We start from the raw sequence: 12,528 nt of genomic DNA on the forward strand, positions 1-12,528 counted from the left end.
GTTCTTGAGGCCGAAGGGCTCGAGGTCGACCAGGAAGTGGTGCTTGTTCGGGAGCGAGAAGCGGACTTCGTCGATCTCCGAGCGGTGGTTGATGATGCGCGTCGCCATCTGGTAGAGCGTCTGCTGGAGGGAGTACGAGTACGTCTCCGAGAAGGCTTCGAGCATGTGCTTCTTGGTCTGCTCGTAGGACCGCTCCCAGTTGGGCATGCGCTGCTCGTCGTCGGTCCAGTTGAACCGCCAGCGGGCGGACACCTGCGTGGCCAGGATGCGGTCGTACGCCTCCTGGAGCGTCGTGTACTTGTCCTTGATGTAGCCCCAGAACTCCGAGTTGGTGGAGTTCATGACGACGAGGTCCTTGAGGCCGGAGATGACCTCCCAGGTGGCACCGTCGTAGGTGATCTGGGTGACGCGGGTCTCCTGGCCCTTGCGGGCGAAGGAGTGGTTGACCTCGTCGGCGCCGATGAACTTGGAGTTGGCCTCGGAGGACGCGATGCGCTCCCAGGAGTACTCCTCGATCCGGATGCGCGCCTTCTTGATCGGCTCCTGGCTCGTCACGAAGTGGCGGGCGAGGTGGATGCCGAACTGCTCGGCGGACTCGATGCCGTACTCCTTGGCGAACGCGAAGACGGTGTTCTTCGTCGTGTCGGTGGGGAGGCAGTGGGCGTTGGAGCCGGTGAGGTGGACGTCGTCGAGGTCGCCGGAGAGGGCGACGGAGACGTTCAGGTCCTTGATGTGGTGGGTGTCGCCGTCCCGCGTGATCTTGACGACGCGGTTCTCTGCTTTGCCGTACTGGTTCTGGCCGAGAATCGTGGGCATGTCTGCTAGCTCCCTCGGTATACGGAGTAGCCGAACGGGTTGAGCAGCAGCGGTACGTGATAGTGCTCGCCCGGCGTGACGGCGAACGTGATCGCCACCTCCGGGAAGAACGCACCGCTGTCCCTTACGCGGGGGGCGTCCTGCTGCGCCTCGGCTTGCTTCTTGGAACGGTGCTCATGAAGGAAGTACGTCTCGACCTCGAAGTCGAGGCGTACGTGGGTGGTGCCCTCCGGCAGCGCCGGCAGGTCCTTGCAGCGCCCGTCCGCGTCGGTGGCGGAGCCGCCGAGCGCGACCCACTCCGCGTCGAAGCCGCTGCGGGCCGCGAGCGTGATGGCGACGCCCTCGGCGGGGCGGCCGATGCTGGTGTCCAGGATGTGCGTGGACACCGAGGCCGTGGTGTCGGTGCTCATGCGGAGCTCTCTTCCTCGGAGGTCTCTACGAGACGGGTCAGCCGGATGCGGTTGATCTTGCCCAGTTCGGTGCGGACGATCTCCCGCTCCTCCTCGGGCGAGTTGCCGATCCGCTGTCGGAGCGCGTCGCGCATCTGCTCGCCGGTCCGGCCGGTGGCGCAGATGAGGAAGACGTGTCCGAACGTGTCCTGGTAGGCCAGGTTGAGTTCGAGCATCTCGGCCTTGAGCTCCGCGGAGGCGCCGGCCATCCCGCTCTGTTCGCGGGAGGAGGTCGGGTCCCCGGCCTTCGGACGACCGATCGGCGGGTGCCCCGCCATCGCCTCGGCCAGGTCCTCGGCGGTCAGCTCGGCCATGGCGGCGTCGCTGGCGAGGAAGAGAGCTTCGGCGGTGGTGTACGGGCGCTGGGCGAGGATTCTGCTCCCCCACGCCGAACTGGAACACACCTCGTGGAGCGCGGCGAGGGCCTCGCTGTCCGCCGAGGTGTTGAACCGGGTGAGGCCCGGTGTCGTACCTGAAGTCACGGGAAGCCTCCGTGGCTGATTTTCGCTGTGCGTCGGACGGGCTGCGGATAGCTAACGCCCTCCGCAACACAACGTCAACACTTTGTTGAAAACTCGGCCACACAAAAGCCGTCGTCCCGACATCCGGACGACGGCTTATGGCCACACATGATCAACTACTCGCCCTTGGCGGCCTTTTCCCTGCTCAGGGCGGTCTCCCTGTTCAGGTAGTTGTACACGGTGAAGCGGCTGACACCGAGTGCACCCGCCACCGTCTCCACTCCATGGCGCACCGCGAACGCCCCGCGCGCCTCCAGGAGGCGGACAGTCTCCTGCTTGGCCTTGCGGTCCAGTTCGGCCAGTGGCATCCCGTGCCGCCGCTCCATCGCCGCGAGGATGTGATCGAGGGATTCGGACAGCTGCGGCAGCCGTACGGCGAGCACGTCCTCCCCCTCCCAGGACAGGACGACGTCGTCGGCCTCGGCCTGGGCGGGGACGAGCAGCTCGGCGCCCATGGCGTCGACCAGCGGCTTCACCGCGGTGACCAGAGGGTGCTCGTTCACTTCTCGCCCTCCCCGAGCACATTGACCTGGAGCGAGACGCGGGTGGCACCGGCCGCGAGCGACTTGCGCAGCAGCGCGTCGACGGCGGTGAGCACCTCGTCGGCACCGCCTTCCGCCGTGTTGCCGAAGGGGCCGACGTCGACCGCGTCCAGCTCGGCCGACTGGATGACCTCACGGGCCACGACCGCGTGCGCCGGCGCCTCGTCGAGGTCGAACGGCTCGGTCGTGAACTCCACTCTCAAACGCACCATGGCCCCACGCTACGGCCCCGCTCCCGTTCACGGGAGCCCCGGACCTGCGGCGACCTCTTGACAACCAGCTCCCCCGCCTTGCAACATTCCGTCAGACAGAAACTTACTTCCGCGATACGGAAGGAGCGCCGCCCCTCATGGGATACACGGACCAGCGCTTCGATGTGAACCTGTCGATCCTCTTCACGGAACTCCCGCTCCTGGAGCGCCCCGCGGCCGCCGCCGCGGCGGGCTTCACGGCGGTCGAGCTGTGGTGGCCCTGGATCGACACCGCCACCCCCGAGCAGAGCGAGCTCGACGCCCTCAAGAAGGCTCTTGAGGACGCCGGCACCCAGCTGGTGGGCCTGAACTTCTACGCCGGGCAGCTCCCCGGCCCCGACCGCGGAGCCCTCTCCGTACCCGGGGACGAGTCGGACCGCTTCCGCGCCAACATCGAGGTGGCCGCCGACTTCGCCGCCTCGGTCGGCTGCAAGGCGCTCAACGCGCTCTACGGCAACCGCGTCGAGGGCGTCGACCCGCAGATCCAGGACACCCTCGCCCTGGAGAACCTGGTCCTGGCCGCCCGCGCGGCCGACCGGATCGGCGCGATCCTCCTCGTCGAGACCCTCAACAAGCCGGAGTCGCCGCTCTACCCGCTGGTGAGCGCCCCCTCCGCGATCGAGGTCGTCGACAAGGTCAACGCGGCCACCGGGCTCGGCAACGCCAAGTTCCTCCTCGACATCTACCACCTGTCGATGAACGGCGAGGACGTCAGCCGGGTCATCGCGGAGTACGCGGCCAAGACCGGCCACGTCCAGATCGCGGACAACCCGGGCCGCGGTGCGCCGGGCACCGGCGACCTGCCGCTGGAGCAGCTCCTCGACGAGCTGAGGAAGGCCGGGTACGAGGGCTGGATCGGCCTGGAGTACAAGGCCGCCGACGCCGCCGCGTCCTTCGAGTGGCTGCCGGCCGAGGCCCGCCCCGCCCGCTGATCCGCCGATCGGCGCCCCCTCCCCGTACCACCTTGTTTTGAGAGGCACCCTCACCATGAGCAGCAACCTCCCCAAGATCGCTTGGATCGGCCTCGGCATCATGGGTTCGCCCATGTCCGAGAACCTGCTGAAGGCCGGCTACCCGGTCACCGGCTTCACCCTGGAGCAGGACAAGCTGGACCGGCTCGCCAAGGCCGGCGGCACCTCCGCCTCCTCGATCGCCGAGGCCGTCAAGGACGCCGACGTCATCATCACGATGGTGCCCGCCTCCCCGCAGGTCGAGGCCATCTCCTACGGCCCGGCCGGCATCCTGGAGAACGCCAAGCAGGGCGCGCTGATCATCGACATGTCGTCGATCACCCCGCAGACCTCGGTCGACCTCGCGAAGAACGCCAAGGAGAAGGGCATCCGCGTCATCGACGCGCCCGTCTCCGGCGGTGAGGCCGGCGCCATCGAGGCCGTGCTCTCGATCATGGTCGGCGGCGAGAAGGCCGACTTCGACGAGGCCCTTCCGATCCTCGAGGCCCTCGGCAAGACCATCGTCCTCTGCGGCCCGCACGGCTCCGGCCAGACGGTGAAGGCCGCCAACCAGCTGATCGTCGCGGTCAACATCCAGGCCTGCGCCGAGGCCGTGGTCTTCCTGGAGAAGTCCGGTGTGGACCTCCAGGCCGCCCTCGACGTCCTCAACGGCGGTCTGGCCGGCTCGACCGTGCTGACCCGAAAGAAGGACAACTTCCTGAACCGGGACTTCAAGCCCGGCTTCCGGATCGACCTGCACCACAAGGACATGGGCATCGTCACCGACGCCGCCCGCAACGTCGGTGCGGCCCTCCCCGTCGGCGCGGTCGTCGCCCAGCTCGTGGCCTCGCTGCGCGCCCAGGGTGACGGCGGCCTGGACCACTCGGCCCTGCTGCGCGCCGTCGAGCGCCTCTCCGGCCAGCAGGTCTGACCAGCGCCCCCGCGTACGGGGGCCCCAGATTTCCGGTCGGTGGCGGCGCTGACAACTGTCCTGTCGCGCCCAGGCGCCGCCGCCGACCGGAACACCACACTTCCTTTTCAACAAACTGTTGACGTTACGTTCGAGCCGAATTTACGCTCCTCGCACCGTCAGCAGAGCTCCCGTACGGAAGGTCACGATGTCGAAGCGCGTGCTTACGACCGAGTCCGGCGCCCCCGTCGCCGACAACCAGAACTCCGCCACCGCCGGCGTCGGTGGCCCTCTCCTCCTCCAGGACCAGCACCTGCTGGAGAAGCTCGCGCGCTTCAACCGTGAGCGGATCCCGGAGCGCGTGGTGCACGCCCGCGGCTCCGGCGCGTACGGCTACTTCGAGGTGACCGACGACGTCACCGCGTACACCAAGGCGAACTTCCTCGGCGAGGTCGGCAGGAAGACCGAGACCTTCATCCGCTTCTCCACCGTGGCCGACTCGCTCGGTGGCGCGGACGCCGTCCGCGACCCGCGCGGCTTCGCGCTCAAGTTCTACACCGAAGAGGGCAACTACGACCTCGTCGGCAACAACACCCCGGTGTTCTTCATCAAGGACCCGATCAAGTTCCCCGACTTCATCCACTCCCAGAAGCGCGACCCCTTCACGGGCAAGCAGGAGGCGGACAACGTCTGGGACTTCTGGGCCCACGCCCCCGAGGCCACCCACCAGATCACCTGGCTCATGGGCGACCGCGGCATCCCCGCCTCGTACCGTCACATGAACGGCTACGGATCGCACACCTACCAGTGGACCAACGAGGCGGGCGAGGCCTTCTTCGTCAAGTACCACTTCAAGACGAACCAGGGCATCCGCTCCCTCTCCGCCGAGCAGGCCGCCGAGCTCGTCGGCAAGGACGCGAACTCGCACCAGACCGACCTGCTGCAGGCGATCGAGCGCGGCGTGAACCCGTCCTGGACCCTGTACGTCCAGGTGATGCCGGCCGCCGAGGCCGCCGACTACCGCTTCAACCCCTTCGACCTCACCAAGGTGTGGCCGCACGGCGACTACCCGCTGCAGCGCGTGGGCCGCCTGGTCCTCGACCGCAACCCGGACAACGTCTTCGCCGAGGTCGAGCAGGCCGCGTTCTCCCCGAACAACTTCGTCCCGGGCATCGGCCCCTCGCCGGACAAGATGCTCCAGGGCCGCCTCTTCGCCTACGCGGACGCCCACCGCTACCGCCTCGGTGTGAACCACACCCTGCTGCCGGTGAACGCCCCCAAGGCGACCACGGCCCAGAACTACGGCCGGGACGGCCTCATGGCCACCCGCAACGGTTCGCGCCACGACAAGAACTACGAGCCCAACTCGTACCAGGGCCCGGCCCAGACCGACGCGGCGCTCTCCGCCCCGCTCGCGATCCACGGCTGGACCGGCACCCACGAGGCGCCGCAGCACACCAAGGACGACGACTTCTTCCAGGCCGGTGAGCTCTACCGCCTGATGTCCGAGGACGAGAAGAAGCGCCTGGTCGCCAACATCGCCGGCGGTCTGTCCCAGGTGTCCCGCGAGGACGTCATCGAGAAGAACCTCGCGCACTTCGCCGCCGCCGACGCGGACTACGGCAAGCGCGTGGCCGAGGCGGTCAACGCCCTGCGCGAGGACTGACCGACCAGCACCACCCAGACTGCGTACGGCACCTGACGGGAGGTCAGTGCCGTACGTGGTCCGGATCGCCGACCCGGATGAGGGGTGGCCGGTGATCCGGACAAGCGTGAGGACCGCGGCGGCGCCGAGCCAGTGCGGTGGTAAGGGCGCCGATCCCCCTTCTTGACCTGAAAGAAGAGGAGCACCGGCCGCCCGTCGGCACCGCCGCGGTCCCAACGCCCCCTCCCGGGGGGAATCCCCGGACGGATCCCTCCCGAGGGGTCACAGCACCACCCGAGACTCCGCCCGGCGGCGCGAACGACCCGTTCCCGACGCCGCCCTCGCACTGCTTCGCAGGCTTCGCACGGCCGCGCCGGACTCCGTCCGCCGGCCCGGAAGCACGCGAACCCCCAGAGCTCCGCCCGGCGGCGCGAACGTCCTGTCGCGCCAGCCTCGTGCCGTCGGGCGGGCACAAGCCGGAGAGCGCGGAACCAGGTTTACGGTCCCTGGTTCCGCGCTCTTCTTGTCTGCGCGGGCCCGCCAGCGCATCGTTTCTGCGGTGAAGATCCGCACCCGCTCGGAGGAGCGCACCGCGATTCGGGCCCCCCGCGCCCGGTCGCCGGCGCTATCCACTCGTACATGATCAAGAACCTGTTGCGGGGGCTCACCCCGCTCGCCCTCATCCTGTCCCCGCTCGCCGTCACCTCCCCCGCCCTGTCCGCGAACGTCGTGATGCTGCCCGACGCGCTCGCCGAGCTCACCGAGGCGGCCGAGGACCCGGACGGCTTCAAGGAGAGCGCGTTCCCCCACTGGAACTCCGGCCTCGACGCGGCGGACGGCTGCGACACCCGCTCCGAGGTCCTGCTCTCCGAGGCCGTCGACGCGCCCACGACCGGTGCCGGCTGCGCGCTGACCGGGGGTCGCTGGACCTCGTACTACGACGGTCAGAGCGTCTCCGACCCGGCCGCGCTCCGCGTCGACCACCTCGTGCCGCTCGGCGAGGCCTGGGAGTCGGGGGCCTCCGGCTGGACCGCGTCCCGGCGCGAGCGGTTCGCCAACGACCAGGGCGCGACCGCGACCCTCGTCGCCGTCACCGCCCGCAGCCTTCAGGACAAGGCGGGACGGGACCCGGCCGGGTGGGTGCCCTCGGACGCCGCCCAGTACTGCCGCTACGTCGGCGAGTGGGTATCCACCAAGCTGCGCTGGGGGCTGTCGGCCGACAAGGACGAGGTGGAGGCGCTCAAGCTGTTCGCCGACGGTCCCTGCGAGGAGACGGTCGTGATCCGCTCGGCGACACCGAAGTAGGCCCCTGCGCCCTCCCCTCGGCCCGTGCCAGCGAGTACGTCACGGTGAGCGAGGCGAGGGCGAGGAGCACCATCCCCGTGCGCGGTGACGTGTACTGGGCGAGGGTGCCGGCCAGCGCCGCGCTCACTCCCTGGAGCGCGAGCATCCCCGAGGTGTGGAGACCCAGGGCGTGACCCGCCAGTTCCTCCGGCACCAGGGACATCAGCCGCTCCTGGTGCAGGAGGCTCGCCGCGTACCCGCTCGCCGAGACCGTCACCGCGAGGAGCACCGACGGCAGTGCCGGGTCCAGGGCGAACACCAGGAACGGGGCCGCGAGCAGCGCCTGGAGCGGGAAACGGATCCGTGCGCGCAGCCGGGCCGGTACGAAGCGGCCGACGGCGGTGTCCCCGGCGAGCATCCCGAACGCGGCGCAGGCGAAGAGGAGCCCGGCGCGTTCGGGGTCGTACGGCACGAAGAGCGACTCGCAGCCCACGATCAGCCCGTTGGGGATCCAGAGCGCCAGGTAGGCGCGGCGGCGCGCGGGCGAGGACAGCAGCCGCCGGTTGGTGCGCCAGGTCTCGCCGACCGAGGCCCGGCCGGCGGCGCGGGGCGGGCGCGCCCCGAGGCCGAGGCGGGCGAGGAGCGCGGCGGTGAGGTAGAGGCCGGCGCCGACGAGGACCGTGCCCCGCGGCGAGAAGAGGGCGATCAGGAGGCCGCCGGCCGCGAAGCCGCCGATCTGGCAGGCGCCGACGGCCATGTTCGTCACCGAGCGGCCGAGGAGGAAGTCCTGGCGGGCGAGGATCTCGTTCAGGAGGCCGTGGCGCACGCCGCCGCCGAGCGAGGCGGCGAGTCCCTCGGCGAGCAGGACGGCGAAGACCGCCCAGGTCGGCAGCCCGGGAACCGCGAGGACGGCGGTGCCCAGGGCGAAGAAGAGCGCGATCCCGGAGATCGCGGCGCGCGGCGGCAGCCGGTCGGCGGCCGAGAGCAGGGTGGTCGCGCCGACCAGCTGGGCGAGCGAGGGCCCGAAGAGGGCGAGCGCGGAGAGGAGCGGGGAGCCGGTCGCGCGGAACACGAGCGTGGCGAGCCCGAGCCCGACGACCGTCTGGGCGGCGGTGTGGGCGGCGCCGGTGAGGAAGAGCGGAGTGAACTCGGGCGTACGGAAGACGTCGCGGTAGCGGGACATGCGGGGAGTCTCGGGCGCGGGCGACGGCCTCGATACTGTTTCGCGGAGCGGCGAAACGACGGGGCGGGCGGCATGGGCTGGTGGCAGATCGGTACGGACTCCCTCGCCGGGAGCAGATTCGTCGTCTCCCCGCTCGCCGAGACGATCGCGGCCCTCAAGACCCTCCACGCGGCGGCCGGCGGCCACGGGTCCGGCGCCCATCCGGGTGAGCGCGCCTGGCTGGCCGCCCACCTGTCCGCGTACCGGTCGCGCCTCGCGGCCGAGCCGCTCGACGCGCTGCTCGTACGGGCGGCCATCGGCCCCACCTGGAACGCCGACTTCCTGACGCCGACGCCGACGGGTGACCGCGAGCGGTCCTTCGAGGAGGAGGTCGCGGCGGTCCGGGAGGCCGAACCCGCCGCAGCGGTACCCCAGTTGGAGGTAGCGGTCGGCGGACCCGTACCGGAGCCGCTGCGGTCGACGGCGGACCTGCCGCGACGCATGGCGGAGGTCCTGGAGTGGGTGTGGCGGGAGACGGTGCTGCCCGACTGGCCGCGCCGCCGCCGGATCCTGGAGGCCGATGTGGTCGCGCGGACGGCCCGGTTGGCCCGGGACGGGTGGGCGGCGGCGCTCGACGAGCTGTCCCCGGGGAGGACGCGCTGGCTGGGTGACGGGCGGCTCCAGGTCAACCCCCGCGCGTATCCGCCGCGTTCGGTCGACGGCGGCCGTCTGCTGTTCGTCCCGGTGACCCCCGGCACGGGCTGGGTCTCCTGGGAGGGCACGGAGCGGTTCGCGGTGGTCTACCCGTGCGCGGGCGTCCTCGCGGACCAGTCGGGCCCCGTCGCGCCCCGGGCGCTCGGGGCGTTGCTCGGCACGGCGCGCGCCGGGGTCCTCGTCAGGCTCGAATTCCCCACGTCCACCAGCCAGTTGGTGGCGCTCACCGGACAGGGACTCGGCTCGGTGGGGCGGCATCTGAAGGTGCTGCTCGACGCCGGGCTCGTACGGCGGGGACGCGCGGGCCGGTCGGTGCTGTACGAGTGGACGGAGGCGGGCGCGGTGCTGGTGGCGGCACAGGGAGACCCCCGCCCCGGTGCTCCTCGGGGCGGGGGTCGGTCCCTCTGACGAGGGGGACGGTCAGACCTTGAGGGCCTTGATCGCGGTCGGCGCGTGGCCGGGCTCGGTGGCCAGCTCCTCGAACTCGGTGACATCGCTCATGTCGACCGTCTTGCTCATCGCGATGTTGGTGATGCGCTCCAGGATGGCCTCGACGACGACCGGCACCTGGTGCTCGACGGCCAGCTTCTTGGCCTCCTCGAACGCCTCGCCCAGCTTGTCGGGGTCGGTGACGCGGATCGCCTTGACGCCCAGGCCCTCGGCGACCTTGACGTGGTCGACGCCGTAGACGCCGATCTCCGGGGTGTTGATGTTCTCGAACTCGAGGTTGACCTCGAAGTTGATGCCCAGGTTGCCCTGCGCCTGGCGGATCAGGCCCAGGTAGGCGTTGTTCACCAGGACGTGGACGTACGGGACCTTGTGCTGGGCGGCGACCGCCAGTTCCTCGATCATGAACTGGAAGTCGTAGTCGCCGGAGAGGGCGACGATCGGGGTCTCCGGGTCCGCGGTGGCGGCACCGATGGCGGCCGGGATGGTCCAGCCGAGCGGGCCGGCCTGGCCGCAGTTGATCCAGTTGCGCGGCTTGTAGACGTGCAGGAACTGGGCCGCGGCGATCTGGGAGAGACCGATGGTGGTGACGTAGCGGGTCTCCGGGCCGAAGGCCTTGTTCATCTCCTCGTAGACGCGCTGCGGCTTCAGGGGGATGTTGTCGAAGTGCGTACGGCGCTGGAGGGTCGCCTTGCGCTCCTGCGCGGAGGCGGCCCAGGCGGAGAAGTCCGGGAGCCTGCCCGCGGCCTTGAGCTCCTTGGCGATCTCGACGAAGAGTTCGAGCGCGGCCTTGGCGTCGGAGGCGATGCCGAAGTCCGGGGCGAAGATCTTGCCGATCTGGGTGGGCTCGATGTCGACGTGGACGAACTTCCGGCCCTTGGTGTACGCGTCCATGTTGTAGCCGGTGTGGCGGTTGGCCCAGCGGTTGCCGATGCCGAGGACGAAGTCCGACTCCAGGAAGGTCGCGTTGCCGTAGCGGTGCGCGGTCTGGACACCGACCATGCCGGCGGCCAGCTCGTGGTCGTCCGGGATGGTGCCCCAGCCCATCAGGGTGGAGATGACCGGGATGTTGGTCAGCTCGGCGAACTCGACGAGCAGGTCGGAGGCGTCGGCGTTGATGATGCCGCCACCGGCGACGATCAGCGGGCGCTCGGACTCCAGGAGGAAGTTCAGCGCCTTCTCGGCCTGGGCGCGGGTCGCGGTCGGCTTGTAGACCGGCAGCGGCTCGTACGTCTCCGGGTCGAACTCGATCTCGGTCAGCTGGACGTCGATCGGGAGGTCGATGAGGACCGGGCCGGGACGGCCGGAGCGCATCAGGTGGAAGGCCTGCTGGAAGACGCCGGGGACCTGCGCGGCCTCCAGGACGGTCGTCGCGGCCTTGGTCACCGGCTTGGCGATGGCGGCGATGTCGACGGCCTGGAAGTCCTCCTTGTGGAGCTTCGAGACCGGGGCCTGGCCGGTGATGCACAGGATCGGGATCGAGTCGGCGATCGCCGAGTACAGGCCGGTGATCATGTCGGTGCCGGCCGGGCCGGAGGTACCGATGCAGACACCGATGTTGCCGGCCTTGGCACGGGTGTAGCCCTCGGCCATGTGGGACGCGCCCTCGACGTGGCGGGCCAGCGTGTGGCCGATGCCGCCGACGTTCTTGAGCTCGCGGTAGAAGGGGTTGATCGCCGCGCCGGGCACGCCGAACGCGGTGGTGACGCCTTCGCGCTTGAGGATCTCAACGGCCGCTGCGGCGGCGGTCATACGAGGCATGGGAGTGCTCCTGCTTCGGCCGGGCGGATCCAAGCCCACCGGTCGGCTCGGAAGCCCGGAGCGGCTTGTTTCCGTAATGCGGAAATACTGTTCTGCTATACGGAAGCAATGTAGGTCGGGCCCCGGAGAGCCGTCAAGAGAAGTCCGACCGGCGGGATCACGGAAGTGGCCGAACACCTCCCCCCGAGGCGTCCGATGGGTGGACGATGGGGCGGAACGACAGGGGGTTGGTTGTGGGCGAGTCGGTACCGGTGCGCTGTCCGGAATGCCTGCGCACGCAGGCGTACGCGGCACCCGTCTTCCCCTGCGCGTGCGGAAGCCCGGTGGCGCCGCCCCTGACGGCGGGCGCGACGGCGGAACCCATCACGCACCGGAACTGGACGGACGAGTGGGTCACCGTCCGCTGCGGAGCCTGCGGCCGCGAGGACGACTGGCCGCACCCGGAGATGGGCTGCACGTGCGGGACGGTCCTGCGGATACCGGTACGGGCGGTGGAGTCGGGGACTCCGCCGGCCGGCGGGCCCGCGGAGGGCGCCGGAGAAGCGGCGGGATCGTGGCTGGAGGAGGGTGCCGGCCGATCGGGCACGGGTTCGGGTACGAGTACGGGTTCGGGTACGGGTACGGCCAGGGGCAGGGGTGCGGGCACGGGCGCTGCCGGGCCGGGAGCGATCGACGGCGGCAGGGCCTCGTCCTCACCGCCCTCGCCCGGGTCCGGCCCGTCCGGGACATCCGGCCCGTCCGGTCCGATCGGCCCGATCACTCCGTCCAGTACTTCCCGTACGTCCAGCCCGTCCGGTCCGATCGGCTCCTCCGGTCCGATCGGTCCCTTCCCCGCGGACGGGCCCTACCCGCCCCGGGCGGACGCCTCGCCCGGTACGGAGCACCCGGAGCCGGTCGAGCCCGGCTCGGCATGGTTCGGTACGGGTCCCGCCACCGCCGGCGCCGGCCCCGGCGGCCCCGGAGCGGTACCCGGCCCCGGTACGGGTCCTGGTCCTGGTCCTGGTCCGGGTTCCGGTTCAGCCCCCGACGCGCCCGGGACCTCGAACGGGCCCGCCGCCCGCCGTCACCCCGCGAAC

Annotated in this window: 12 protein-coding genes; 5 read left to right on the plus strand and 7 right to left on the minus strand. The window is 70.5% G+C overall.

The window, feature by feature from the left end; all coding sequences use genetic code 11:
- The 5 genes from pucL to AOK00_RS19060 form a co-directional block, all read right to left on the minus strand.
- A partial coding sequence (gene pucL / locus AOK00_RS19040; RefSeq protein ID WP_055601504.1) for a factor-independent urate hydroxylase occupies nucleotides 1-816 on the minus strand: 816 nt, incomplete at its 3' end.
- Nucleotides 817-821: 5 nt separating this feature from the next.
- Nucleotides 822-1,226, minus strand: coding sequence for a hydroxyisourate hydrolase (gene uraH, locus AOK00_RS19045; protein WP_055601505.1), 405 nt, complete (start codon nucleotides 1,224-1,226; stop codon nucleotides 822-824).
- On the minus strand, nucleotides 1,223-1,747 hold the full coding sequence (gene uraD / locus AOK00_RS19050; RefSeq protein WP_055601506.1) for a 2-oxo-4-hydroxy-4-carboxy-5-ureidoimidazoline decarboxylase: 525 nt from the start codon (nucleotides 1,745-1,747) through the stop codon (nucleotides 1,223-1,225). Before uraD ends, uraH begins: the two co-directional genes overlap by 4 nt.
- Before the next feature lie 155 nt (nucleotides 1,748-1,902).
- Nucleotides 1,903-2,241: a helix-turn-helix domain-containing protein gene (locus AOK00_RS19055; RefSeq protein WP_055601514.1), complete on the minus strand. Its 339-nt coding sequence runs from the start codon at nucleotides 2,239-2,241 to the stop codon at nucleotides 1,903-1,905.
- 44 nt (nucleotides 2,242-2,285) lie between these two features.
- Complete coding sequence (locus tag AOK00_RS19060) at nucleotides 2,286-2,537, minus strand: thiamine-binding protein (protein ID WP_055601515.1); 252 nt, start codon at nucleotides 2,535-2,537, stop codon at nucleotides 2,286-2,288.
- Between the two features lie 140 nt (nucleotides 2,538-2,677).
- On the opposite strand from AOK00_RS19060, the gene AOK00_RS19065 reads away from it, so the two are divergent.
- The 4 genes from AOK00_RS19065 to AOK00_RS19080 all read left to right on the plus strand — a co-directional run bounded on the left by AOK00_RS19065 (nucleotide 2,678) and on the right by AOK00_RS19080 (nucleotide 7,389).
- Nucleotides 2,678-3,511, plus strand: coding sequence for a TIM barrel protein (locus AOK00_RS19065; protein WP_055601507.1), 834 nt, complete (start codon nucleotides 2,678-2,680; stop codon nucleotides 3,509-3,511).
- Nucleotides 3,512-3,566: 55 nt separating this feature from the next.
- On the plus strand, nucleotides 3,567-4,460 hold the full coding sequence (locus AOK00_RS19070) for a 2-hydroxy-3-oxopropionate reductase (protein WP_055601508.1): 894 nt from the start codon (nucleotides 3,567-3,569) through the stop codon (nucleotides 4,458-4,460).
- A 187-nt stretch (nucleotides 4,461-4,647) separates the two neighbouring features.
- The gene (locus AOK00_RS19075; RefSeq protein WP_055601509.1) at nucleotides 4,648-6,105 is read left to right on the plus strand and encodes a catalase; all 1,458 of its coding nucleotides are present in this window, start codon (nucleotides 4,648-4,650) and stop codon (nucleotides 6,103-6,105) included.
- Nucleotides 6,106-6,723: 618 nt separating this feature from the next.
- Nucleotides 6,724-7,389 carry an HNH endonuclease gene (locus AOK00_RS19080; RefSeq protein WP_055601510.1) on the plus strand — a complete coding sequence of 222 codons (666 nt, stop codon included), beginning with the start codon at nucleotides 6,724-6,726 and terminating at the stop codon, nucleotides 7,387-7,389.
- On the opposite strand, the gene AOK00_RS19085 is transcribed toward AOK00_RS19080, so the two are convergent.
- Nucleotides 7,325-8,551 carry an MFS transporter gene (locus AOK00_RS19085; RefSeq protein ID WP_055601511.1) on the minus strand — a complete coding sequence of 409 codons (1,227 nt, stop codon included), beginning with the start codon at nucleotides 8,549-8,551 and terminating at the stop codon, nucleotides 7,325-7,327. The two genes, AOK00_RS19080 and AOK00_RS19085, sit on opposite strands and share 65 nt — an antisense overlap.
- Nucleotides 8,552-8,623: 72 nt before the next feature.
- On the opposite strand from AOK00_RS19085, the gene AOK00_RS19090 reads away from it, so the two are divergent.
- The gene (locus tag AOK00_RS19090; RefSeq protein ID WP_055601512.1) at nucleotides 8,624-9,652 is read left to right on the plus strand and encodes an ArsR/SmtB family transcription factor; all 1,029 of its coding nucleotides are present in this window, start codon (nucleotides 8,624-8,626) and stop codon (nucleotides 9,650-9,652) included.
- Nucleotides 9,653-9,664: 12 nt separating this feature from the next.
- On the opposite strand, the gene gcl is transcribed toward AOK00_RS19090, so the two are convergent.
- Nucleotides 9,665-11,443 (minus strand): glyoxylate carboligase, encoded by a 1,779-nt coding sequence (gcl, locus tag AOK00_RS19095; protein ID WP_055601513.1) that lies wholly within the window; start codon nucleotides 11,441-11,443, stop codon nucleotides 9,665-9,667.
- Between the last annotated feature and the right edge of the window lie 1,085 nt (nucleotides 11,444-12,528).

The sequence above is a fragment of the Streptomyces aureus genome (assembly GCF_001418135.1).
GTDB lineage: Bacteria > Actinomycetota > Actinomycetes > Streptomycetales > Streptomycetaceae > Streptomyces > Streptomyces aureus_A.

Excerpts from the sequence above, each read along its gene's own strand:
- AOK00_RS19090 (WP_055601512.1), top strand. The coding sequence starts at position 8,624 with ATGGGCTGGTGGCAGATCGGTACGGACTCCCTCGCCGGGAGCAGATTC.
- uraH (WP_055601505.1), bottom strand. The coding sequence starts at position 1,226 with ATGAGCACCGACACCACGGCCTCGGTGTCCACGCACATCCTGGACACC.
- AOK00_RS19065 (WP_055601507.1), top strand. The coding sequence starts at position 2,678 with ATGGGATACACGGACCAGCGCTTCGATGTGAACCTGTCGATCCTCTTC.
- AOK00_RS19075 (WP_055601509.1), top strand. The coding sequence starts at position 4,648 with ATGTCGAAGCGCGTGCTTACGACCGAGTCCGGCGCCCCCGTCGCCGAC.
- AOK00_RS19080 (WP_055601510.1), top strand. The coding sequence starts at position 6,724 with ATGATCAAGAACCTGTTGCGGGGGCTCACCCCGCTCGCCCTCATCCTG.
- AOK00_RS19055 (WP_055601514.1), bottom strand. The coding sequence starts at position 2,241 with ATGGGCGCCGAGCTGCTCGTCCCCGCCCAGGCCGAGGCCGACGACGTC.
- AOK00_RS19070 (WP_055601508.1), top strand. The coding sequence starts at position 3,567 with ATGAGCAGCAACCTCCCCAAGATCGCTTGGATCGGCCTCGGCATCATG.
- gcl (WP_055601513.1), bottom strand. The coding sequence starts at position 11,443 with ATGACCGCCGCCGCAGCGGCCGTTGAGATCCTCAAGCGCGAAGGCGTC.
- AOK00_RS19085 (WP_055601511.1), bottom strand. The coding sequence starts at position 8,551 with ATGTCCCGCTACCGCGACGTCTTCCGTACGCCCGAGTTCACTCCGCTC.